The following is a 21148-nucleotide window of genomic DNA, read 5'->3' as shown; positions in this document are numbered from 1 at the left end:
TCAGGTCAGGCGGCCGCTGGCTTTTCAGTCGTCTGTTAGCCGGGCGCGCGCAGCAACGCCGGCGCTGCTTCCGCGTCCGCTGCTTCCAGCTCCTTGAGCAGTGCCGCCTCGGCCTGGGCTGGCAGGCGCAGCCCGGTGCCGGGGAACTCGATGGCGGCCAGGGCGCCATGGGCGTGATTGTGCAGAATCAGTACCTGCTGGTTCTGCAGGCAGTCGAGTATCGGCAGCGACACCTGAAAATTGGCCGACAGGCCGCGTTCGCAGATATCCGGCATGCGTTCACGCCGCTCATACCATTCCGCCCGGCGCTCGTTGTACTTGGCCCAGGCCAGCAGCAGGGCGCCGATGGCCAGGCCCACCAGCAGGTACACCAGCAGGGTATCCAGGGTTTGCAGGAACTCGATGCCGAACCACAGGCGCGGACTGTTCTGTTCGCCCTGCAGTAGGCCCTTGACCCCCTGCATCACCAGGTAGGCCATGCCGGCCCAGGCGGCCAGGGTCAGGGCGATATCGATAACGCGCGGCAGCAGACGCTGTTGGGTTCTGATCAACAGGCTCATGGGTTCACTCCTTTGATGCCGCGGTCCGGGCTGGTCCAGCGGGCACGCTGCTGGCGGCGGCGCAGCATGACCTTGGGGAAGCTGACCAGGGTGGTAAACAGGGTGAGCATCCAGAACGCCAGGGGGTACCAGATGATCCAGAACAGCGAGCGCGCCAGCCCCTGCTCGTAGCGTCGCTCGATCAGCAGGCTGAGACTGAACTGCAGCAGGCACACGCAGGCCAGTACCAGGCCGGTAAAGGCGGGTGGCAGCATGCTGGCGACCTGCAGTTCTGCCGGCAGCTCGACCAGCAGGCCGATGGCGAACAGCAGCATGGACAGGGCAAAGGTGAAGGCCCAGATCGCCGACAGGCTGAATTCGATCAGCAGCGGCCACATATAGCGGTAGCGCCATACCCAGATGCTGCCGACGTTTTTCAACAGCACCTCGGCGCCGCCCTGGGCCCAGCGCAGGCGCTGTTTCCATAGCCCGCGCAGGGTTTCCGGCATGAGAATCCAGCACAGCGCGCGGGGCTCGTAGAAGATCGACCAGTGATCGAGTTGCAGCTTCCAGCTGACGTCGATGTCCTCGGTGATCATGTCCTCGCTCCAGTAGCCGATGCGATCCAGGGCGCTGCGACGGAAGGCGGCGATTACCCCGGAGACGGTGAAAACCCTGCCGTAGACGCGCTGGGTGCGTTTGATCAAACCGATGATGGAGGAGAACTCGCCGACCTGAATGCGCCCAACCAGGGTCGAGCGGGTGCGGATGCGCGGGTTGCCGGTGACGGCGCCGACCCGTGGATTGTCGATCAAGGGCGCCACCAGATAGGCCGCAGCATCCTGGTCAAGCAGGGCGTCGCCGTCGATACACACCAGGTATTCGCTGCGCGCCGCCAGGGCGCCCATGCGCAGGGCCACGGCCTTGCCCTGGTTCTGCGCCAGGTGCAGCACGCGCAGGCGCGGCTCAGTGGCGGCCAGCTGGTCGAGCACTGCGCCGGTGTTGTCGCTGGAGCCGTCGTTGATGGCGATCACCTCGATCGCGCTGTAGCGCTGGGCCAGGGCGGCGCCGATGGTGTCGATGGCGTGCTCGCCCTCGTTGAAGCAGGGGATCAGGATCGACACCAGCGGCTCGCCGGCCAGCTCTGGCGGCGGCACCTCGCCGCTATTGGACCAGGGCCAGTGACGCTCCCAGTGCAGCCAGAAGTAAGTGCCGCCGGCCATCCACAGGGCCGACATAAACAGCGGATAGAAGAACACGAAGTCCAGCAGCACGTCGCCGGTCAGGCTCAGTGCCACGCCCACGGGCGCGCCGAGCACCAGCAGGAGAATCAGCAGGGCATAGATACGGTCGATCATGGCAGGGGGTACCAGGCATTGGAGAGCGCCGGGCGGATGCGTTGCAGCCGCGGCTGGTCATTGAGGAAGTCGTCCGGGTAGTAGCCGAAGTGGCGTACGCCGTTCCATTGCAGGCGGCGCATCCAGGCGGCCAGTTGCGCCTCGTCCACGGGGCCGTTGTGGCCGCTGCGCCAGTCCCGGGCCTGCAGTTCGAACACCGTGCGCTCCAGGGCGCCGGGGCGTTTGCCGATCTGCTGCACCAGGCGATCGAGCCAGGCATTGCTCTGCGCGGTCTCGACGCCTTCCATCAGGGGCATGGCCATGGGCGCGGTCCAGTCATAGGCGCCGAGGAAGTCGTCGAGGTTCTGCGCGAACCAGGTTTCGCTATGGGGGTTGAGGATCGGCTGGGCGAATAGGTTGCGTGCCGTCTTTACCTGGGGCCCGCGAATAGCCCGCACCCTGGCCGTCAGCTCGGCGGTGAAGTCGATCAGGTAGCGACTCTTGAAGCGGGTCCAGCGTTGCAGTTGCTCTTCGTCGCCGCGCAGTTGGGCAATATCCCCGGGCAGGCCGGCAGCCTGATAGGCGGCCAGGGCGGCCGGGCCGGCATCCTCGAAGTCCGACAGCAGGGCGTCGTCGTGGAACAGCAGGCCCTGGAAGTGGGCATGCCGCGCCAGGTCTTCATAGATTTCGCCGATCTGCTGGCGCACCTGCGCATCGAAGGGCGACAGGCGCCGGTATTGCTCGGTATCCACGCTTACCGGGGCGTCCGCCGACCAGCGCTGCACCCGTGGCAGGCTGGCATGCAGGTCGAAGCTGAGCACCGGCATCCAGGCGAAGACCTCGACCTTGGCCCGGGTGCGCAGTTGCCAGGCTGCCCGGTTGAACAGATCGGCGCGCATGGGCAGGTGGCGGTTGGGGAAGTACAGGGACTTGACCAGGCCGTCGCCCTCGGGGTCGGCATAGGCCTGAAGAAACACGCTGCTGACGCCCAGGTCGGCGATGCGCTGCACCAGGACGCCGAGATTTGCCTCCATCTGCTGCGGATCCGGGTCGTAGACATAATCCAGATCCACGTGCACCACGCGCATCGGCCCGCGTTCCTGCACCAGGCTGACCGCTGCGGCGAAACGCTGGATATCCGGGTCGCCGCTGAGCAGCATGCGCGGCCCCTGCTCCAGGCTGGCGAAGTCGCCCAGGCCGTTCTCCAGGGTCAGGGCCAGTTGGTAGCCCTGCTCACCAACAATGCGCAGCGCGCTGCCGCTGGCGGCGCCGTAGGGCCAGACCCAGACCCGTGGCGCGCGGCCGGTGGCGGCTTTGATCTTGGCGCTGATGCGTGCCACATCGGCACCGATCCGCGCCTGGTATTGCGCATCGCTTTCATAGCGCTGGCGCTGCGGGTCGTACAGGCGGGTGGCGGCGGCCGGCTGCTGGTTGCCCTGGGGGTTGGCCCGGGCGCCATAGTGCAGGGCGTCGGTATGGGCGGCGATTTCCACCAGGCCGCTGGCGGCGATTGCGCGGATCTGCGCCCAGGTGGCAAAGCGTTCGCGTGGCGTCTTGAGCCCGCCGAAATCCACCGGCTGCCCGGCCTCTGTGTCCATCCAGACGCCCACGGGGGCCAGGATCGCCGGCCATTGATAGGCCTTGAGCAGCGGCAGCACGCGGCTGTGGAAGCTGCTGAAGCCGTCATCGAAACTCAGCAGCAGGGGCTTTTCCGGCAATGCCGGGCCGCCGTCGCGGGCGGCCAGCAGTTGGTCCACGGAAACGGCCTGGAAGCCCTGCTCGTGCAGCCAGGCCAGTTGCTCCAGCAGTTTGGCGGTGCGCACGGAGAGAAAGGCCTGGTCGGCCTCGCCGTCCTGTACGTCGTGGTAGGCCAGGGCCAGCACCTGGCCGGTCGGCCAGGGCGTTTCGCTGATGGCCTGGGGGCGTTCCTGGGGCGCGACAAAGGGCGGCGCCTCGCTGGCGCAGGCGGCAAGCAAAGCGATCCCCAGGCCCAGTAGCAGGCGGGAGTAGAAAGAAACCATGGGTAATCCTTAGAAGCGATAACGGAGGTCGAACTGCAGGCGGTATTGCTGTTCACGCTCGCCGTCGTAGGTGCGGCTCAGGGCGCTCAGCATCAGCCCGCCATCGAAGCGGTCATCCAGGCGCAGGCGCTGGCCATAGCCGATCTGGCCCAGGGCTGCCGCGCCATGACCCTGCTGGACGGTGCTGCCCAGGCCGACCTGCAGCTGCTGGCTCCATTGGGTCTGGTAGCGGCGATAGAGCACCTGGCTCCACTGCAGTTGCGGCACCAGGCTCAGCTCGCGGCCGGGGTTGTAGTAGGGCACCTGATCCGAGCCGCTGTTGTGGCTCAGACCCAGGGCCAGACCGGCATCCAGCTGCCAGTGCGCAGCGGTGTGCAGGCGCTCACTGCCATCGAGTTGCAGGCCCAGGCGCTGGTTGCCGTCGCTGAAATGCGCGGCACTGGCGGAAAGACGCCACTCGCGGCGCTCATCGGCGCGCCAGCGCAGGTAGCCGTCCAGGCTGTCGGCGCGAATATCGGCGTTCAGTGCCCGCAGGGGCGTGGCGGTAGAGAGGCGCTGGGCCGACCAGCCGTACTGCCAGTGATCGTCCAGATCATGGCTGCCACTCAGGCGCAGGCCCAGTTGCCGACCATGACCATAGTCATGGCTCGACAGTTCGGCCTCGACGCTGTGGTTGCGTACCCGCCAGTCCAGGCCGGCGCGTTGCCAGCGATGCTGGGCACGCCCTTCGGTAAACTCGCCGCTGCCATAGCCGGCGCCACCGAACAGGCGCCAGTCATGGGCCAGGGGCGTGCTATAGAGCAGGCTGTCGATGCCCAGCTCATGGCTGCCTGAGACATCGCCGCCGGCGCCCAGGCCGCGATAGCCGGACAGGCGCAGTTCGGCCATCTCATGCACCTGGCGCAGGCGCTCAAGGCGCTGGGCGCGCAGGCTTTCCGGGTTGCGGGCGATCACGTCATCGGCCAGCAGCTGCAGCTGACGCCACTCCTGCAAGGCCAGGGCGGCCATGCCCTGCTCCACTTCCAGGGCCAGGTTGCGCGGTGCCAGGCTTTCCACCACCTTGAGTTCGTCCTCGGCATGCCGGGCCCAGCCACGGGCCAGGTACAGCCCGGCGCGGCTGGTGCGCAGCGCGGCGTTGTTCGGCGCATTCTCGGCCAGCTCGGCCAGGGCCTGTTGCGCCGCCGGGGTGTCGTTGCCAAACAGGTAGGCGCTGGCCAGCAGCTCCTGGGCCTCCAGCCAGCGGCCATTGGGCTCGGCCTCAGCGTTGCCGGGCAGGAACAGGCGTGGGGGCTCGCTGGCGGCCAGCTGTTCGGCCAGTGCGCGGGCCTCGTCCAGCTGCTCGCTCTCCACCAGGGCGAAGAACAGGCTGCGCTGGTCGTTGAGCCAGTCCGGGTGTTTGGGATTTTCCCCGGCCAGCACCTGACGGTACAGGCTGGCTGCCTGCTCGGGCTGACGCAGGTAGAGGAAGGCCGCCGCCACCCAGCGCAGGGCATAGGCTGGCAGCGTCACCTGCTCCTGCTGCAACTGCTGATATGCCTCGATCAGTTCGGCCATGCGCACCCGCGCATGCAGGGCCCCCAGGCGGTCGATACGCAGGCGCAGGTGATCGCGCCGGGCCTCGGGCAGCCCGGCCCATTGCTGCAGCAGTGCATCGGCGTCGGCCAGGGCGCGGTCGGCGATCATAAACCGCTCGCTTTCCCGGCGCGTGGCCAGGTCGGCCATGCGCACCCGCTGGGCCAGCAGATCCCCCTGCAACTGGCGTTGCTGGGCCGCATCGAACAGCTCGGGGTGGCGCGCCAGCAGCTCCAGGGCGGGCTGCACCAGGCCGCTGTGTTGCAGACCCTGCCCATAGGCGCGTACTACCTCGGCGTGCCCGGGTGCCAGGTCGCGGGCCTGATCCAGTTCGAACAGGGCCGCATGGGGTTGGCCTGCGCGCTGGTAGGCATAGGCCAGGGCCAGGCGGCGTTCGGCATCGCTCGGCGCTTGCGCCACCAGAGCCCGCCCCAGCTCAATGGCGCGGGCACTCTGGCCGGCATCGGCCAGGGTCAACAGCTGGCCGAGCAGCAGGGCCTGATGACCGGCAGACAGTGCCAGGCCGCGTTGGTAAGTCGCCAGGGCCTGGGGCCAGCGCTGCAGATTGCGGTAGCTGCGGGCCACCACGGCGAGGATGTCCGCCGGCCAATCCCGCTGCTTGGTCCAGCGCTCATAGTGTTCGACCACCTCGGCGTCTTCACCGGCCCAGCTGGCGATCAGCAGGTGATCCTGGCGATAGCGGGCGGAGCTCGGGTCTGGCTGGCTGCGCAGGAAGTTCAAGGCCGGCTGGTAATCTCCGGCGCGAGCTTGCTCGATCAGCTGTTCGTAGCTGCCCTGGGCCTGGAGGCTGCTGAATAACAGGCCGGCGCAGAGCAGAAGCTGGGTTTTGGGCAATAGCTGTTGCAGCGCGCGCCGGGGCGCACGGGGGTGATTGGTATCCGAGGTCACGGACGAGATCCCTGTCTGTTGAAGGCAATGCCTGGCTAGGCATTTTTTTGACGAAGTTGCGCATCATACACGAAAACAGCATTTTTCTGACGCTTTCTTGGGCGTCTGGAAAAATCGGCTATTCGCGATTCCACGAGCGGCGATTTTATGGCGTCTGGGCTACTGCGCCTGCTGTTGCTTGTAAGCCTTGAGTGCCTGTAGCCGCTCGCGCTCCAGCGCTTCGCCCAGCTCCGCGCCCTTGAAGCCCTGGGCCAGCAGCGGCTGCACCGCTACCTGGCGGGCCGCGTCGGCGGCGCCGAGCAGGTAGGCGGCCTGGGGATACTCGCGCTGCTCGAAACCCAGGCGGCCACGGGCGTCCATCTCGCAGGCGGCGACAAATTCCGCGAAGCGCTGCGGGCGGCGGAACACATCGAAACTCTGCAGCAGCTTGAGCAGGGTGCTGGGCTTGAGTTCCAGGGCGCGGTGGCCGTGGGTGTGGTATTCGCCCACCAGCAGGGCCAGTTCGGCGCAGTCTTTTGGCGCCTTGCAGCGCTGGTTGATGATGCGGATCAGCTTCAGGCCCTTGTGCTCGTGGGCGATATGCCGCGGCCATTCGCCCTCGGGCGTCAGACCCTTGCCCACATCGTGGAGCAGGGCTGCCCAGCGCACGGTCAGCGGCTGCTGGTGTTCGGCGCATTGGCGCAGCACGCTGAGCACATGCACGCCGGTGTCGATTTCCGGGTGATGGGCCGCCGGCTGGGGGATGCCGAACAGCGTGTCCACTTCAGGCAGCAGGGCCTTGAGGGCGCCGCAGTCGCGCAGCACCTGCACGAACACATCCGGGCGCGGCTCCAGCAGCGCGCGGGAGATTTCCTTCCAGCTGCGCTCCGGGGTCAGGGCATCCAGTTCGCCGGACTCACTGAGCTGGCGCATCAGCGCCAGGGTCTCCGGGGCGACGCTAAAGCCCAGGGGCGCATAGCGGGCGGCGAAGCGGGCGACGCGCAGCACGCGCAGCGGGTCTTCGGCAAAGGCCGGGGACACATGGCGCAGCACCTTGGCCGCCAGGTCGCGCTGGCCGCCGTAGGGGTCGATGATGTGGCCCTGGTCGTCCTCGGCCATGGCATTGACGGTCAGGTCGCGGCGGATCAGGTCCTCTTCCAGGGTCACGTCCGGGCTGGCATGGAAGATGAAACCACCGTAGCCGCGCCCGCTCTTGCGCTCGGTGCGGGCCAGGGCGTATTCCTCGCCGCTCTGCGGGTGCAGGAATACCGGGAAATCGCTGCCCACCGGACGATAGCCGAGGTCGAGCATCTGCTCGGCGCTGGCGCCCACCACCACCCAGTCGCGTTCCGTGACTGTGCGCCCCAACAGGCGATCCCGTACTGCGCCGCCGACTTTGTAGATCTGCATCATGCTTCCTCCGCTGAGTGGGGAGGATAGCGGCTGGCCGGTGCTCAGGGGTAGCCCGGTAGTTCTGGGTTATGGCCTGGCCTGGGGGATTTGCTGCACTAGCGCCTGGGCCGCCCGCTCCAGCAGTTCGGCGCTGTCCTTGTCCGGGCTCAGACCGGTATGGATCAGGCCTTCCCAGAGGATTTGCTGCTGCGGGCTGGTCAGGCGCAGGCGCAGGGTGCCGGTGCGGTCGCGCAGCGGGTGGATGGCCTGATAAGGCCCGAGGGGCGAGGGCGGAGCCGTGTCCACCTTGACGTCCAGAGGGCTGTCCTGCAGCGCCAGCCAGTAGTAGACCTGGATCTGCGCCTGGGGGTTGTGGCGGTAGCCGCGCTGGCTCAGGCCTGCGCGCAGCAGCTGGGCCAGCTGCTGGTAGCGTTCGGCAAAGGGTGGCTCAGCCGCAAGGCTGTGCTCGGCAGCGATCAGCTCGAAGGTCTGCCGCCCGAGCAATTCATCGGTGGCCGGGCTAAGCACCTGCACCTGCGGCAGTGGGCTGCTGCAGGTGGCCAGGGCCAGGCAGAGGAGAAGGACGGCGAACAGGCGCATCTTGGCATTCCAAAAAGGTTGCGGCCCATGCTGGGCATCAGGCACCGGGCACGCAACCGATCAAATGGGCGGAATCACCAGATCCAGCCTGGGGTAATCCCCCTCGTGTTCGGCCTCGGGCTTGGGCGGCACATGCTGGGTGCCGATCAACTGATCGCCCTGCATGACTTCCAGGTGGATATCGAAGCCCCATAGGCGGTGCAGGTGCTTGAGCACTTCGTCGGTGGAGCTGCCCAGGGGTTTGCGATCGTGTTGCTGGTGGCGCAGGGTCAGGGAGCGGTCACCGCGGCGGTCGATGCTCCAGATCTGCACATTGGGTTCGCGGTTGCCCAGGTTGTACTGCGCGGCCAGGGTTTCGCGGATGGTGCGGTAGCCCGGTTCGTCATGGATGGCCGGGACAAAGAGTTCGTCCTTCTGGTCGTCGTCCAGCACGCTGAACAGCTTGAAGTCGCGGATCACCTTGGGCGACAGGTACTGCAGGATAAAGCTCTCATCCTTGAAACTCTTCATGGCGAACTTGAGGGTGCTCAGCCAGTCGCTACCGGCGATATCGGGGAACCAGCGACGGTCTTCCTCGGTGGGGTTTTCGCAGATGCGGCGGATGTCCTGGTACATGGCAAAACCCAGGGCATAAGGGTTGATGCCGCTGTAGTAGGGGCTGTCGAAGGGTGGCTGGTAGACCACGCTGGTGTGCGACTGCAGGAACTCCATCATAAAACCGTCGGTAACCAGGCCTTCGTCGTACAGGTCATTCATCAGGGTGTAGTGCCAGAAGGTGGCCCAGCCTTCGTTCATCACCTGGGTCTGGCGTTGCGGGTAGAAGTACTGGGCGATCTTGCGCACGATGCGGATCACCTCGCGCTGCCAGGGCTCCAGCAGCGGTGCGTGTTTTTCCAGAAAATACAGGATGTTTTCCTGGGGTTCGGCGGGGAAGCGCTTGCTGTCCTTGTCGCTGCCCTTGCTGGCGCTCTTGGGGATGGTGCGCCAGAGGTCGTTGATCTGCTTCTGCAGGTGCTCCTCGCGATCCTTCATGCGCCGCCGTTCTTCCTCGGCGGAGATGGGGTAGGGGCGCTTGTAGCGATCCACCCCGTAGTTCATCAGGGCGTGGCAGGAATCGAGCAGGTCTTCCACCGCGTCGATGCCGTGGCGTTCCTCACACTGCATGATGTACTGCTTGGCGAATACCAGGTAGTCGATGATCGAGCTGGCGTCGGTCCAGGTGCGGAACAGGTAGTTGCCCTTGAAGAAGCTGTTGTGGCCGTAACAGGCGTGGGCGATCACCAGGGCCTGCATGCACATGGTGTTCTCTTCCATCAGGTAGGCGATGCAGGGATCGGAGTTGATCACGATCTCGTAGGCCAGGCCCATCTGCCCGCGCTTGTAGCCCTTTTCGGTGGCCAGAAAATGCTTGCCGTAGGACCAGTGGTGATAGCCCAGGGGCATACCCACCGAGGCGTAGGCGTCCATCATCTGCTCGGCGGTGATCAGTTCGATCTGGTTGGGGTAGGTGTCCAGCGCGTAGCGCTCGGCGATACGGCTGATCTCGCGGTCGTAGGCGCGGATCAGCTCGAAGGTCCATTCCGAGCCGGTGGACAGCGGTTGGCGCTTTTTCTCGGTGGCGGTCATGGCACGGCCCTCAGGTCGTCATTCGGCGCTGGAACAGTTCGCGGAACACCGGGTAGATGTCGCCGGCCGATACAAGCTGCTGCTGGGCAAAGGTCTCGGCAAAGGCCTCCGCCACCTGCTCGTACTCGTACCAGAGCGCCTGGTGTTCGCGCGGGGTGATCTCGACGTAGGTGAAGTACTGCACGAACGGCATGATCTGCTTGATCAATATATCCCTGCAGATGGGCGAATCATCATTCCAGTTGTCGCCATCCGACGCCTGGGCGGCATAGATGTTCCACTCGTTGAGCGGGTAGCGCTCGGCCATGATCTCCTGCATCAGCTTCAGCGCGCTGGAGACGATGGTGCCGCCGGTTTCCCGGGAGTAGAAGAACTCCTCCTCGTCCACCTCCTTGGCGCTGGTGTGGTGGCGGATAAACACCACCTCGATCTTGTCGTAGTTACGCTTGAGAAACAGGTACAGCAGGATAAAGAAGCGCTTGGCGATGTCCTTGGTCGACTGGGTCATGGAGCCGGACACGTCCATCAGGCAGAACATCACCGCCTTGGAGCTGGGGTTGGGCTGCTTGGTCAGCAGGTTGTACTTGAGGTCGAAGGTGTCGAGGAAGGGCACGCGGTTGATGCGTGCGCGCAGTTTGCTGATTTCCTCCTCCAGGGCCTGGATATCACCGAAATTGTCCGGTTCCTCCAGCTTCAGGCGCTCCAGCTCGGCCAGGGCCGTTTTCAGCTTGGCCCGACTGGAGCCGGACAGGGCAATGCGCCGGGCGTGGGCCGAGCGAAGGGTGCGGACGATATTGATCCGTGAGGGGTTGCCCTCGTTGCTGATGCCGGCGCGCACGTGCTTGAAGGTGTCGCTGCCGGTCAGATGGCGTTTGACCAGGTTGGGCAGCTCCAGATCCTCGAACATAAAGTCGAGAAATTCTTCCTGAGTGATCTGGAAGACGAACTCGTCCATGCCTTCGCCGGAGTTGCTCGCCTTGCCCGAACCCGGGCCGCCGCCCCCGCCTTGCGGCCGGGCGATACGCTCGCCAGCGGTGAACTCCTTGTTGCCCGGGTGCACCGTGGTCTGCCGGCCGCCACGGCCATGGTGCAGCACCGGCTCGTCGATATCGCGGCCGGGGATGCTGATCTGCTCGCCGTGTTCCATGTCGGTGATGGAGCGACGGCTGACGGCCTCCTCCACTGCCTTCTTGATATGGTCGCGGTAACGCCGCAGAAAGCGCTGGCGATTCACCGTGCTCTTGTTCTTGCCGTTCAGGCGGCGGTCGATCACATGGCTCATAACTGCCCTCCGTGCACTGCAGGTCTCAGGCGCAGTGGCTGGCAGGGCGCTGGTTGGCGCCCTGCCGCGTTTGCGGGCCTGTTACCTCAGGCCGCGTTATTGCGATTTACGCACCCGCAGATACCACTCGGAGAGCAGGCGCACCTGCTTCTCGGTGTAGCCGCGCTCGACCATGCGTTTGACGAAGTCGTTGTGTTTCTGCTGATCCTCCTTGCTGGCCTTGGCGTTGAAGCTGATGACGGGCAGCAGGTCTTCGGTGTTGGAGAACATCTTCTTCTCGATCACCACGCGCAGCTTCTCGTAACTGAGCCAGGTGGGGTTCTTGCCGTTGTTGTTGGCCCGGGCGCGCAGCACGAAGTTGACGATCTCGTTGCGGAAGTCCTTGGGGTTGCTGATGCCGGCCGGTTTCTCGATCTTCTCCAGCTCCTCGTTGAGGGCCACGCGGTTGAGGATCTCGCCGGTTTCCGGGTCGCGGTATTCCTGATCCTGAATCCAGAAGTCGGCGTACAGCACATAGCGGTCGAAGATGTTCTGCCCGTACTCGCTGTAGGACTCCAGGTAGGCGGTCTGGATTTCCTTGCCGATAAACTCGATATAGCGCGGCGCCAGGTATTCCTTGATAAAGCGCAGGTAGCGTTCGCGGGTCTCGGCGGGGAACTGCTCCTGTTCGATCTGCTGTTCCAGCACATAGAGCAGGTGCACCGGGTTGGCGGCGACTTCGTGGGGGTCGAAGTTGAACACCTTGGACAGGATCTTGAAGGCGAAGCGGGTCGACAGGCCGTTCATGCCCTCGTCGACGCCAGCGGTGTCACGGTATTCCTGGATCGACTTGGCCTTGGGGTCGGTGTCCTTGAGGTTCTCGCCGTCGTAGACGCGCATTTTCGAGTAGACGTTGGAGTTGTCCGGCTCCTTGAGGCGGCTCAGTACCGAGAACTGAGCGAGCATCTTCAGGGTGTCCGGGGCGCAGTGGGCGTTGGCCAGGGAGCTGTTGACCAGCAGCTTGTCGTAGATCTTGATCTCGTCGGAAACGCGCAGGCAGTAGGGCACCTTGACGATATAGATACGGTCGATAAAGGCTTCGTTGTTCTTGTTGTTACGGAAGCTGTGCCACTCCGATTCGTTGGAGTGGGCCAGCAGGATGCCGCTGTAGGGAATCGCCCCCAGGCCCTCGGTGCTGTTGTAGTTGCCCTCCTGGGTGGCGGTGAGCAAGGGATGCAGCACCTTGATCGGCGCCTTGAACATCTCGACGAATTCCATCAGGCCCTGGTTGGCCCGGCACAGGGCACCGGAGTAGCTGTAGGCGTCGGCGTCGTTCTGCGGGTATTCCTCCAGCTTGCGGATATCCACCTTGCCGACCAGGGCAGAGATGTCCTGGTTGTTCTCGTCCCCCGGCTCGGTCTTGGCCACGGCGATCTGGTTGAGGATCGAGGGGTAGAGCTTGACCACGCGGAACTGGCTGATGTCGCCGCCGAACTCCTGCAGGCGCTTGGTCGCCCAGGGCGACATGATGGAGTTCAGGTAGCGCCGTGGAATGCCGTATTCCTCTTCGAGGATGGCGCCGTCCTCGGCATCGCTGAACAGCCCCAGGGGCGATTCGAATACCGGCGAACCCTTGATGGCATAGAAGGGCACCTTCTCCATCAGGTGCTTGAGTTTCTCGGCCAGCGACGACTTGCCGCCGCCCACCGGGCCCAGCAGATAGAGGATCTGCTTCTTCTCCTCCAGACCCTGGGCGGCGTGGCGGAAGTAGGACACGATCTGGTCGATGCACTCTTCCATGCCGTGGAAGTCGGCGAAGGCCGGGTAACGGCGGATCACCTTGTTGGAAAAGATCCGTGACAGGCGCGGGTCGGTCGAGGTGTCGAGCAGTTCGGGTTCGCCGATGGCCATCAGCAGGCGCTCGGCTGCCGAGGCATAGGCGCTGCGATCCTGCTTGCACAGTTCGAGGTACTCCTGGAGGGTCAGTTCCTCCTGCCGAGTCGCTTCGAAACGTTGTTGGAAGTGGCTGAATATGCTCATGACTTCACCTCGCTCGATGCTGAGAGCCGGGGCGGGATCGGTCGGGCGCTGGTCGTTCCGGCGGGAGTCGCCGGGATTAATCCCCCAGTACACCTAAAAGTCTTACCGATGGCCCGGATGCCGGTGGACCGGCTCTACCTTGTTTTGGGTGGCCTGGACTAAGAATAGTTCGGAATCGGCGAGGTCAAGGGGCGGCGAAGGATAACAGGATATTACCGCTGGTCGGGAATGCCCGGCAGGCCACGACCCGCGCGGCCTGGGGCGGGGAAAAATTTATTCTTCCGGGCTTTGCGCGGTGTCGCCCGGGTAGGTGGCGCGCCACAGTTCAAAACCACCATCGAGGCTGTACACCTCGCTGAAGCCCTGGCCCACCAGGTAGGCGGCGGCGCTCTGGCTGGAGTTGCCGTGATAGCAGGCGACGATCAGCGGGGCATCCAGATCGGCGTTGCGGATAAAGTCCGCCAGGGAGTGGTTGTCCAGGTGCTGCGAGCCGCTGATATGACCCAGGGCAAAGCTCTGCGGGTCGCGGATATCCACCACCACCGCGCCTTGCTGGCGCAGGGCCTGGGCCTGCTCGGGGGGAATGCGTTTGAATTCGCTCATGCGGGCTCCTTACAGTCGCAGCTATGACGTTCGTCGCTGTCGATGTTGATCAGGGTCATGCGGGCGCCCCATACGCAGCCGGTGTCCAGGGCGATGACATTGGGTTCCTGGCACTGGCCTTCCAGGGCTGCCCAGTGACCGAAGATGATGCGCTGCTCACGAGTCTTGCGCTGCTTGTGGCTGAACCAGGGTGCGTAGCCGGGCGGCGCGCTGTCCAGGCCTTCCTTGCTTTTCAGATCCAGGGTGCCATCGGCCGTGCAGAAGCGCATGCGGGTCAGGTAGTTGGTGATCACCCGCAGGCGGGTGACACCGTGCAAATCCTTGTCCCACTTGGCCGGTTCGTTGCCGTACATGCCGTCGAGAAACAGCGGCAGGCGCGCATCGTCACGCAATGCTTCCTCGACCTCGGCAGCGCGCTTGAGCGCCTTGCCGATGCTCCACTGCGGTGGGATGCCGGCATGCACCAGGGCGGTATTGCGGGCTTCATCGTAATGCAGGAGCTTCTGTTGGCGCAGCCAGTCGAGCAGGTCGGTGGCATCCGGGGCGTCGATAATTTCGCGCAGGGTGTCGCCCTTTTTCAGACGCTCGATATTGTGCGCCACGGCCAGCAGGTGCAGGTCATGGTTGCCCAGCACGCAGGTCAGCGCGTGGCGGATGGAATAGAGAAAACGCAGGGTTTCCAGGGACTGCGGCCCGCGATTGACCAGATCGCCGACCAGCCACAGCTGATCCTGGGCCGGGTCGAAGGCCACGCGCTCAAGCAGGCATTGCAGGGGCTTCAGGCAACCTTGCAGGTCACCGACTGCATACACCGCCATCAGTGCAGGGAGCCCGGAACAGCCAGGCGAAAGGGGGCGATCAGGGCGTCGAAGCGTTTGCCGTCTTCGGCCAGCATCTGATAACTGCCCTGCATGGTGCCGACCCGGGTGCTCATCACCGTGCCGCTGCTGTAGGTGTGGCTCTTGCCGGGTTCGATCAGTGGCTGCTGGCCGACCACGCCGGCGCCGCGTACTTCCTGCACGCCACCGTCGCCGTTGGTGATGATCCAGTGCCGCGAGAGCAGTTTGGCCGGCAGCTGGCCGTTGTTGTTCACGGTAACGGTGTAGGCGAAGGCGAAGCGGTTCTGCTCCGGCTGCGACTGCTCCGGCAGATAGCGGGTGACGACGCTGACATCGACCTGATAACGGGGATCGCTCATAGGGGCTGGCTCGCTCGGCTGCTGCTTATTTTAGTCGGCATTGCCGGGCTGCATGGCCAGTTGATCGGCCAGGCGGACAAAGGCTGCCAGATCCAGTTGCTCGGGGCGCAGGCTGCCATCCACCTCGGCGGCTTCGATGGCGCTGGCCGGCAACAGGGCCTTGAGGGTGTTGCGCAGGGTCTTGCGCCGCTGGTTAAAGGCTTCGCGCACCACCCGCTCCAGCAGGCGATGATCCTTGGCTGGATGCGGTAGCACCTCGTGGGGCACCAGGCGCACAATGGCCGATTCGACCTTGGGTGGCGGATTGAAGGCGCCGGGGCCGACATTGAACAGGTGCTCGACCCGACAGTGGTACTGCACCATGATCGACAGGCGCCCCCAGTCGCCCCCGCCGGGCGTGGCGGCCAGGCGTTCGACCACTTCCTTCTGCAGCATAAAGTGCATGTCGCGGATCAGCTCGGCGTTATCCAGCAGATGGAAGATCAGCGGGGTGGAGATGTTGTAGGGCAGGTTGCCCACCACCCGCAGGCTGTGGGGTTCGGCCTGCAACTGGCTGAAGTCGAACTTCAGGGCATCGCCCTGGTTCAGCTTGAAGCGCGGGTTGTCGCCGAACTGGCCTTGCAGGATCGGGATCAGATCGCGGTCCAGTTCGATCACGTCGAGCTGCGCGCCGCTGCCCAGCAAACCCTCGGTCAGGGCGCCCTGACCCGGGCCGATTTCCAGCATGCGCTCGCCTTCCTTGGCGCGGATGGCCCGCAGGATGCGGTCGATCACCCCGGCGTCGTGCAGGAAGTTCTGGCCAAAGCGCTTGCGCGCGCGGTGTTGGTAGTCGGACATCGGGGGTAGCTCCAAGCTTCAAGCCGCAAGCTTAAAGCGCAAACAAAGAGCGGCAGTTTAACAGCATTGGCGGCGCAAGCCGTAGCGCCGCCAATGTGTGAGCCTGGTTTCAGGCGCGGCTGGCGGCCATCTGGTAGGCGGTTTCCAGGGCCACCTGCAGGCTGCCGCCGTCGATTTGGCCGCTGCCTGCCAGATCCAGGGCGGTGCCGTGGTCCACCGAGGTGCGGATGATCGGCAGGCCCAGGGTGACATTCACCGCCGCACCGAAACCCTTGTACTTGAGCACCGGCAGGCCCTGGTCGTGGTACATGGCCAGCACCGCATCGCAGTGTTCCAGGTGCTTGGGGGTGAACAGGGTGTCGGCCGGCAGCGGGCCGATCAGCTGCATGCCCTCCTGGCGCAGCTGCTCCAGGGTCGGTTCGACAATCTCGATTTCCTCGCGCCCCAGGTGGCCACCCTCGCCGGCATGGGGGTTGAGGCCGCAGACCAGGATGCGCGGCTGGGCGATGCCGAACTTGTTTTGCAGGTCGGCATGCAGAATGCGCGTGACCCGCTGCAGGCGCTCGCCGGTAATGGCATCGGCCACCTGGCGCAGCGGCAGGTGGGTGGTGACCAGGGCCACGCGCAGGCCACGGGTGGCGAGCATCATCACCACCTGCTCGGTGGCGGTGAGTTCGGCGAGAAACTCGGTATGCCCGGAGAAAGCGATGCCCGCCTCGTTGATCACACCCTTGTGCACCGGGGCGGTGATCATTCCGGCGAAGGTGCCGTCCAGACAGCCCTGGCCGGCGCGGGTCAGGGTCTGCAGCACATAGGCGGCATTGGCCGGGTCGAGCTGGCCGGGCCGTACGGGTGCAGCCAGCGGCGTATCCCAGACATACAGGCTGCCGGCGGGTGCCGGCTGCTGCGGCCAGCGTCCCGGGCCTACGTCGAGCAACTGGATCTGCACACCCAGCTGAGCCGCTCGCTCGCTCAGCAGCTGGCGGCTGGCGATGGCCACCAGGGCGTGGGGCTGCGCATCGCGGGCCTGCAGCAGGCACAGATCGGGGCCGATACCGGCGGGCTCGCCCGGGGTCAGGGCGAAAAGGAGGGCAGTCATGCAGGGCTCTCGTCAGTCAGGTGTGGGTCTATCTTAGGTCTGCGCGGCAGAAACGAAAAAGCCCGACAGCTGGGTCGGGCTTTTAACGGTATCAAGGGTCAGAGCTTGGTTTCGACGTAAGCCTCGTCGCGGATCTGGCGCAGCCAGGCCTGCAGCTCTTCCTCGTACTTGCGATTGCGCAGCAGGTTGGCGGCTTGCTGCTCGCGGAACTGCTCACTGGTGTCGGTGGCGCGACGGCCGAGGACTTCCAGCACGTGCCAGCCGAAGGGGCTCTTGAACGGCTTGGACAGCTCACCCGCCGGGGTCTGTTCCATCACTGCGCGGAATTCCGGCACCAGGGCATTCGGGTCGATCCAGCTGAGCACGCCGCCATTGAGGGCCGAGCCTGGGTCTTCGGAGAAGTTCTTTGCCAGCTCGGCGAAATCTTCCCCGGCCTTGATGCGCTGATACAGACGCTCGGCCAAACGCTGGGCGTCGGCTTCGCTGCGGATCTCGCTGGGCTTGATCAGGATATGGCGGACATTGACCTCATCACGCACCTGGCTGTCGCCGCCACGCTTGTCCAGCAGCTTGAGCATGATAAAACCGCCTGGGGTGCGCAGCGGCTCGGTCACCTGGCCGACGCCCAGGGCGCTGATCATGCGGTCGAAGGGCGGAGGCAACTGCCCGGCCTTGCGCCAGCCCATTTCGCCGCCTTCCAGCGCGGTTTCACTGGCGGACTGGGCGATGGCCAGCTGGGCGAAATCGGCGCCTTGTTGCAACTGCTGGTACACCTCCTGGGCCTGGCGCTCGGCTGCCTGGATGGCGCTGGGCGATGCACCTTCCGGCACGGGAATCAGGATATTGGCCAGGCGAAACTCGGCGGAGAGCTGCATCTTGCCCAGGTCCGAGGCGAGGAAGTTCTGGATTTCCTGATCGGTGACCTGAATACGTTCGGCCACCCGGCGCTGGCGCACGCGGCTGATGATCATCTCGCGCTTGATCTGGTCGCGGGCGTCCATATAGGACAGACCGTCGGCCGCCAGGGCAGAGCGGAACTGATCGAGGTTCATGCCATTGCGCTGGGCAATGGTTTCCATGGCCTGGTTCAGTTCTTCATCGGTGATGCGGATGCCCGAGCGTTCACCGATCTGCAGCTGGATATTTTCGATGATCAGGCGTTCCAGCACCTGCTGGCTGAGCACATGCTCCGGCGGCAGGGCCGCGCCACGCTGGGCGATGGTCTGCTGCACTTCGCGCAGACGGGTGTCCAGCTGGCTTTGCATGACCACGTCGTTATCGACGATGGCCACGACCCGGTTCAGTGGCTGTACCTGGGCCTGGGCCCCGGTGGTGATCAGCAGCGCGCCCAGCAGCAGCGGGCGCATGCAGTTAGAAAGCTTTGTCTTCACGTTCACGGTAACCTTGAATGCCTTCGTCGAGGAAAGTCTCAACCTTGTTGCCCATTACGCCACCCAGGCCCTTGAGCACTATTTGCAGGAATATGCCGCTATCTGCCTGGTCGTTACGAGAGGGATTGAGGCTCACTTCGTCGTAGTCAATCCAGTAACGGTTGATCAGGCGCAGTTTCCAGCAGCAGCTGTCGTACTCGAAGCCGGCAAAGGCTTCTATCGTACGGCTGCGGTTGTAGTCGTACTGCCAGCGAGAAATGGCGCTCCACTGTGGCACGATTGGCCAGATGACGGAGAAGTCATGCTGGCTGACTTTGTAGTAGTCCTTGATGTACTCGGGGGAGCCCGGTGTGCCGTAATCGCCTCCGCCTACAATCCAGTCACCACTGGCTTCGTCATAGCGTACGGTGTCATTTCGGTAGCGGTAGCCGGCGTTAACGATCTTGTTCGGATTGGCTTCCGGCTGGTAATGGAACATGGCGCTACCCGAGCGGGTGCTGCCAGAATCTGGGTCCCAGTTGAAGTCGGAGCTAAAGCGCCAGTCTCGGTTAAAGCGATAGAGATAGTGCAGCGCATAGGGCGAGACCGACGCCTGGGCGTCACCTCGGGTGCGATAGTCAAGACCAGGCATCTGTACTTTTCTATCGCGGAAGTAGAATGCCTGTCCGATGCTGAAGCGTTGGCGCTCAAAGCCATTCGCCTCGATCCAGCGATTGGTGACGCCCAGGGACAGGCGATTCTCGTCACCTATCCGATCAGTGCCGGAGAAGCGGTTTTCGCGAAACAGCGAAGCATAGCTGAACGAATATTCACCGCTGTCGAATACCGGAATATCTGTTTGATCCTCTTCCGGTACGTAGAGATAGAAGAGTCGCGGCTCCAGGGTCTGGCGGTAGCTTTTGCCGAACAGTTGGGTTTCGCGATCGAAATAAAGTCCGCTGTCCAGGCTGAATGTGGCAATACCACGGTCCTGGCTGTCCTTGAACGTCTGCTCAGGCAACAGGCTGTTTTTACCTTGACTATCCAGGCTAAGGTCATAGTTGGTGTACAGATATTTGACCTTGGGTGTCACAAAGCCCCATGTCCAATTCAGCGGCAGGCTGATGGACGGCTCCAGATGCACGCGCTCGCCGTTAGCGCGGGCCAGACCCCGCAAGCGTTCGTCATACCAGTCTTCAGTGTCGCCATCTTCGTCACTGAACAGACCCGAACGTAGATTGCGATCAAAACGCACGTACTCGGTGCGATAGCTAAAGTCCAAACCGCCCGGATGGAATGGCAGCTCGCCATTGAGGGTCAGCTGCGGCAGGCGATTGTAGGGGGTGACATCGGTGATATTGGCCAGTTCATAAGCATGCGCGCTCAGGCGTGCGGTGTAGCTGTCGCCTCGATAGGTCAAGGTGCCGCGCTGATCGACATGACTGCCGGCATCAAGGCCCAGATCGGTGTCAAGGTCCTGGAAGTAATAAGGGTCGCTGATATCGGTGTAGTCCACTTCAGCCAGCAGGCGCGAATCCAGGCCCTGCTTGTGCTGCCAGCTGTACATCCAGCGCTGATCCTCGTACTCGGACATCAGCTTGCGGTCGTCGTTGCTGTCATCGAGGAAGGCGCCGCCCACCTGGCCTTCACTGCTCTTGGTCAGGTAGCGGAATTCGCCTTCCATCAGCAAGCCGCGATCGGTCATATAGGTGGGGTACAGGGTGGCGTCGTAGTTGGGCGCCAGGTTGAAGTAGTACGGCGTTTTCAGCGTGACGCCATTGTCGCTGGAGCTGCTGATGCTCGGCGGCAGGAAACCGGACTGGCGACGATCATCGATCGGGAAATAGATATAGGGGGTGTAGAACACCGGAATGTTCTTTACCCGCAGGGTGACATTGGTCGCGGTGCCGAAGCCGGTGGCCGGGTTCAGGGTGATGTTGTTGCCCTTGAGGTGCCAGGCGTTGCTGCCGGGTTCGCAGCTGGTGTAGGTGCCGTCTTTCAGGCGAATGATCGCGCTCTCTTCGCGCTTGGCGTACAGCGCACTGCCGCGGGTATGGTTGGCGTGCAGCACGTACTCGGCGTTGTCGACCTTGGCCTCACCGTTGTCCAGTTGCAACTCGGCGCGGTCGCCGACCACCAGCATGCCCTGGTCACGCAGGCGCACATTGCCAACCAGCTCGCCGCGGTTTTCCAGCTGATACAGGTTGGCCTCTTCGGCTTCGACCTGCATGCCGGCCTGGCGCAGCACCACGTCACCGGCCAGGGTGGCTACCTGTTCTTCCTGCTCGAAGCGCGAGGCCTTGGCCGACACGAACATGGGCGCCTCATCCATCGGCGTGGTGTCATTCATCCCCGGGCGAGTCGGCTCGATATAGGCCCCGGCGCAGTAAGGGCCAGCCTCGGCCAGCTGGGCGGCGGTGAGTTTTTCCCGTGGCACCCAGTCCAGATGGCTATAGTCGGCGCTACGCGAGGCCAGGCCCTTGCCGCGGCTCTCGGTCACCAGCGTAACCTGTTGCTCTGATTTGGCTTGGCTGCCGTCCTGCGTACTTTCAGCAACCGCGCCGCGTGGTACGGGGCGAGCCGGCAGGGCCGCGGTGGCGCTCTTGGGCGTACAGGCCCAGCCGCCGGTTGCCGATGCCTGGCAGTCATACTGCTCGGCGGCGCTGCTGTATTGGACGGCTAGAGGTTGCAGTGCCAGCAGGCTACCGGTGACCAATAGGGGGAATTTCTTGCGAAACGCGGGGTATTTTACTGCCATCTTATTT

At 64.1% G+C, this 21148-nt stretch carries 16 protein-coding genes; all 16 read right to left on the bottom strand.

From position 1 onward, the window contains the following. Positions 1–35: 35 nt before the first annotated feature. A complete protein-coding gene (pgaD, locus tag GJV18_RS00245; RefSeq protein ID WP_160342722.1) occupies positions 36–560 on the bottom strand; it encodes a poly-beta-1,6-N-acetyl-D-glucosamine biosynthesis protein PgaD in 525 nt (174 codons plus the stop codon). Then, the gene (gene pgaC, locus GJV18_RS00240) at positions 557–1897 is read right to left on the bottom strand and encodes a poly-beta-1,6-N-acetyl-D-glucosamine synthase (RefSeq protein WP_160342721.1); all 1341 of its coding nucleotides are present in this window, start codon (positions 1895–1897) and stop codon (positions 557–559) included. The genes pgaD and pgaC overlap by 4 nt, the downstream gene beginning before the upstream one ends. Further along, positions 1894–3897, bottom strand: a complete 2004-nt coding sequence (gene pgaB, locus GJV18_RS00235; RefSeq protein ID WP_160342720.1) for a poly-beta-1,6-N-acetyl-D-glucosamine N-deacetylase PgaB — start codon at positions 3895–3897, stop codon at positions 1894–1896. The genes pgaC and pgaB overlap by 4 nt, the downstream gene beginning before the upstream one ends. A gap of 9 nt (positions 3898–3906) precedes the next feature. Continuing rightward, a complete protein-coding gene (gene pgaA, locus GJV18_RS00230) occupies positions 3907–6378 on the bottom strand; it encodes a poly-beta-1,6 N-acetyl-D-glucosamine export porin PgaA (RefSeq protein ID WP_325065231.1) in 2472 nt (823 codons plus the stop codon). Between the two features lie 159 nt (positions 6379–6537). Beyond that, complete coding sequence (locus GJV18_RS00225) at positions 6538–7767, bottom strand: multifunctional CCA addition/repair protein (RefSeq protein WP_160345903.1); 1230 nt, start codon at positions 7765–7767, stop codon at positions 6538–6540. A gap of 69 nt (positions 7768–7836) precedes the next feature. Beyond that, positions 7837–8349, bottom strand: coding sequence for a DUF4136 domain-containing protein (locus GJV18_RS00220; protein ID WP_160342719.1), 513 nt, complete (start codon positions 8347–8349; stop codon positions 7837–7839). A gap of 60 nt (positions 8350–8409) precedes the next feature. Next, positions 8410–9975: a SpoVR family protein gene (locus GJV18_RS00215; protein ID WP_160342718.1), complete on the bottom strand. Its 1566-nt coding sequence runs from the start codon at positions 9973–9975 to the stop codon at positions 8410–8412. A 10-nt stretch (positions 9976–9985) separates the two neighbouring features. Continuing rightward, entirely contained in the window at positions 9986–11257 is a 1272-nt protein-coding gene (locus tag GJV18_RS00210; RefSeq protein ID WP_160342717.1) for a YeaH/YhbH family protein, read from the bottom strand. 96 nt (positions 11258–11353) lie between these two features. Beyond that, complete coding sequence (locus GJV18_RS00205) at positions 11354–13276, bottom strand: PrkA family serine protein kinase (RefSeq protein WP_160342716.1); 1923 nt, start codon at positions 13274–13276, stop codon at positions 11354–11356. A gap of 273 nt (positions 13277–13549) precedes the next feature. Next, a complete protein-coding gene (gene glpE, locus GJV18_RS00200; protein WP_160342715.1) occupies positions 13550–13879 on the bottom strand; it encodes a thiosulfate sulfurtransferase GlpE in 330 nt (109 codons plus the stop codon). After that, positions 13876–14697 carry a symmetrical bis(5'-nucleosyl)-tetraphosphatase gene (locus tag GJV18_RS00195; RefSeq protein ID WP_160342714.1) on the bottom strand — a complete coding sequence of 274 codons (822 nt, stop codon included), beginning with the start codon at positions 14695–14697 and terminating at the stop codon, positions 13876–13878. The genes glpE and GJV18_RS00195 overlap by 4 nt, the downstream gene beginning before the upstream one ends. Beyond that, positions 14697–15077: a Co2+/Mg2+ efflux protein ApaG gene (gene apaG, locus GJV18_RS00190; RefSeq protein WP_160342713.1), complete on the bottom strand. Its 381-nt coding sequence runs from the start codon at positions 15075–15077 to the stop codon at positions 14697–14699. The genes GJV18_RS00195 and apaG overlap by 1 nt, the downstream gene beginning before the upstream one ends. Positions 15078–15107: 30 nt before the next feature. Further along, complete coding sequence (gene rsmA, locus GJV18_RS00185) at positions 15108–15914, bottom strand: 16S rRNA (adenine(1518)-N(6)/adenine(1519)-N(6))-dimethyltransferase RsmA (protein ID WP_160342712.1); 807 nt, start codon at positions 15912–15914, stop codon at positions 15108–15110. 109 nt (positions 15915–16023) lie between these two features. Beyond that, a complete protein-coding gene (gene pdxA / locus GJV18_RS00180; RefSeq protein ID WP_160342711.1) occupies positions 16024–17013 on the bottom strand; it encodes a 4-hydroxythreonine-4-phosphate dehydrogenase PdxA in 990 nt (329 codons plus the stop codon). A 98-nt stretch (positions 17014–17111) separates the two neighbouring features. Further along, positions 17112–18404: a peptidylprolyl isomerase gene (locus GJV18_RS00175; RefSeq protein ID WP_160342710.1), complete on the bottom strand. Its 1293-nt coding sequence runs from the start codon at positions 18402–18404 to the stop codon at positions 17112–17114. Continuing rightward, positions 18385–21141 (bottom strand): LPS-assembly protein LptD, encoded by a 2757-nt coding sequence (locus GJV18_RS00170; protein WP_160342709.1) that lies wholly within the window; start codon positions 21139–21141, stop codon positions 18385–18387. Before GJV18_RS00170 ends, GJV18_RS00175 begins: the two co-directional genes overlap by 20 nt. Positions 21142–21148 lie beyond the last annotated feature (7 nt).

The organism is Pseudomonas xionganensis, assembly GCF_009763245.1.
In the GTDB taxonomy this organism is placed as follows: domain Bacteria; phylum Pseudomonadota; class Gammaproteobacteria; order Pseudomonadales; family Pseudomonadaceae; genus Aquipseudomonas; species Aquipseudomonas xionganensis.
This window is presented reverse-complemented; position numbering and strand designations above follow the sequence as displayed.

Coding starts and splice junctions, on each gene's coding strand:
- pgaD (WP_160342722.1), bottom strand. CDS start 560: ATGAGCCTGTTGATCAGAACCCAACAGCGTCTGCTGCCGCGCGTTATC.
- pgaC (WP_160342721.1), bottom strand. CDS start 1,897: ATGATCGACCGTATCTATGCCCTGCTGATTCTCCTGCTGGTGCTCGGC.
- pgaB (WP_160342720.1), bottom strand. CDS start 3,897: ATGGTTTCTTTCTACTCCCGCCTGCTACTGGGCCTGGGGATCGCTTTG.
- GJV18_RS00225 (WP_160345903.1), bottom strand. CDS start 7,767: ATGCAGATCTACAAAGTCGGCGGCGCAGTACGGGATCGCCTGTTGGGG.
- GJV18_RS00220 (WP_160342719.1), bottom strand. CDS start 8,349: ATGCGCCTGTTCGCCGTCCTTCTCCTCTGCCTGGCCCTGGCCACCTGC.
- GJV18_RS00215 (WP_160342718.1), bottom strand. CDS start 9,975: ATGACCGCCACCGAGAAAAAGCGCCAACCGCTGTCCACCGGCTCGGAA.
- GJV18_RS00210 (WP_160342717.1), bottom strand. CDS start 11,257: ATGAGCCATGTGATCGACCGCCGCCTGAACGGCAAGAACAAGAGCACG.
- GJV18_RS00205 (WP_160342716.1), bottom strand. CDS start 13,276: ATGAGCATATTCAGCCACTTCCAACAACGTTTCGAAGCGACTCGGCAG.
- glpE (WP_160342715.1), bottom strand. CDS start 13,879: ATGAGCGAATTCAAACGCATTCCCCCCGAGCAGGCCCAGGCCCTGCGC.
- GJV18_RS00195 (WP_160342714.1), bottom strand. CDS start 14,697: ATGGCGGTGTATGCAGTCGGTGACCTGCAAGGTTGCCTGAAGCCCCTG.
- apaG (WP_160342713.1), bottom strand. CDS start 15,077: ATGAGCGATCCCCGTTATCAGGTCGATGTCAGCGTCGTCACCCGCTAT.
- rsmA (WP_160342712.1), bottom strand. CDS start 15,914: ATGTCCGACTACCAACACCGCGCGCGCAAGCGCTTTGGCCAGAACTTC.
- pdxA (WP_160342711.1), bottom strand. CDS start 17,013: ATGACTGCCCTCCTTTTCGCCCTGACCCCGGGCGAGCCCGCCGGTATC.
- GJV18_RS00170 (WP_160342709.1), bottom strand. CDS start 21,141: ATGGCAGTAAAATACCCCGCGTTTCGCAAGAAATTCCCCCTATTGGTC.